General features: G+C 63.4%; 2 protein-coding genes. Both read left to right on the top strand.

The features are described from left to right. Window positions 1-598: Mu transposase domain-containing protein (locus P775_RS27895; RefSeq protein ID WP_425439878.1), on the top strand; the 598-nt coding region annotated here is incomplete at its 5' end. Next, a complete protein-coding gene (gene istB, locus P775_RS03900; protein WP_099909737.1) occupies window positions 595-1,410 on the top strand; it encodes an IS21-like element helper ATPase IstB in 816 nt (271 codons plus the stop codon). The genes P775_RS27895 and istB, both read left to right, overlap by 4 nt. The last annotated feature ends 90 nt before the right edge of the window (window positions 1,411-1,500 follow it).

Raw genomic sequence — 1,500 nt, 5'->3', positions numbered from 1 at the left:
CCTGAAGCCCCTGCCACAGCGGCGCACGACAGACTTCACCGAGATCGTGGTGCCGGTCACCCGCACAGGCGGCTTCCTGGTCAAAAGCATCTTTTACAGTGCGCCATCGCAACTGATCGGTCAGCGCCTGCGTGTCCACCTCTACGATGATCGCGTTGAGGCGTTTCTCGGCGGCACCCTCGTCGTCAGCCACCCCCGGGCCCGTGGGCGTGGCGACGGGCATCGCGTCCATGTCATCAACTACCATCATGTGATCCATGCCCTGCGGCGCAAGCCACAGGCCCTGTGGAGTTCGATCTATCGCGACAGCCTGTTCCCCCGGACCGAATACGCTGAAGCCTGGAAAGTTCTGCAGCGCGACCTTCCGCGACGCGACGCCTGCCGCCGGATGGTCGATCTGCTCTTCATCGCCCACGAACAGGCTTGCGAAGTGGAACTGGCATATCTCCTTGCAGCAGACCTCGACGCTGGCTTGGTGCCGGATCCCAAAGCGCTGGCATCACGGCTGGCTCCAAGACACATGGCGTTACCGGCGGATGTGACCGTCGTCCACCCGGCGCTGGACAGCTTCGATGCGCTGCTGGGGGCAAGCGCATGACCGCCCGCGAGATCGACATCCACACGCTGCCCAGCATGCTGACTGCGCTGCGGCTGCCCAGTTTCCACAAGCTCTGGGCCGAGATCGCCACCCGCGCAGACACCGAAGGCTGGCCTGCTGCCCGTTTCCTCGCCGTTTTGGCGGAATATGAACTGGCCGAGCGCGACATGCGTCGCATTCGGCGCCATCTGAACGAGGCGCAGCTGCCGGTCGGCAAGACGCTGGCCACCTTCGACTTCAAGGCGTTGCCCACCCTGCCACGTGCCCGGGTGGAGGCCCTGGCGGCCGGCGACTGGCTGGACGGGGGTGGCAACCTGATCGCTATCGGGAACTCCGGCACCGGCAAAACGCACGTTCTTTGCGCCATAGGGCACGCCTTGGTCGAGGCAGGGCACCGCGTCTTCTACACCCGCACCAGCGATCTGGTGCAGAGACTTCAGGCCGCCCGCCGCGATCTCGTTCTCGAGGCGGCTCTGGCGAAGCTCGACAAGTTCGACCTGATCATCCTCGACGACATCACCTATGCCCACAAGGACCAGGCCGAAACTGGCGTCCTCTTCGAACTCATCGCCCGACGCTACGAATACCGCAGCATCGCCATCGCGGCCAACCAACCCTTCAGTGGCTGGGATCAAATCTTCCCGGACAAGGCCATGACCGTCGCGGCCATCGACCGCTTGGTCCACCACGCGACCATCCTCGAGATGAACGCCGAAAGCTTCCGTCAGCGGGCTGCGGCCACCAACAGGATGGCACTGGCAGAACCGGCAGCGACAACCAACAACGACAACCAAAACGAAGGAGAGACCTAACCCAAAACACTGAACGAAACGCCAACCTCAGCGGCCTCAAAACCGGCCAAATTGGTTGTCGCCCGCGGACAAGGTGGTTGACGCTCTACA

The organism is Puniceibacterium antarcticum, assembly GCF_002760615.1.
In the GTDB taxonomy this organism is placed as follows: Bacteria; Pseudomonadota; Alphaproteobacteria; order Rhodobacterales; family Rhodobacteraceae; genus Puniceibacterium; species Puniceibacterium antarcticum.
The sequence above is the reverse complement of the archived record's forward strand: the minus strand, read 5'-3'. Positions and strand labels throughout refer to the sequence as shown.

Bases quoted from the DNA above. Each gene is read 5' to 3' on its own strand.
- istB (WP_099909737.1), top strand. From the start codon at position 595: ATGACCGCCCGCGAGATCGACATCCACACGCTGCCCAGCATGCTGACT.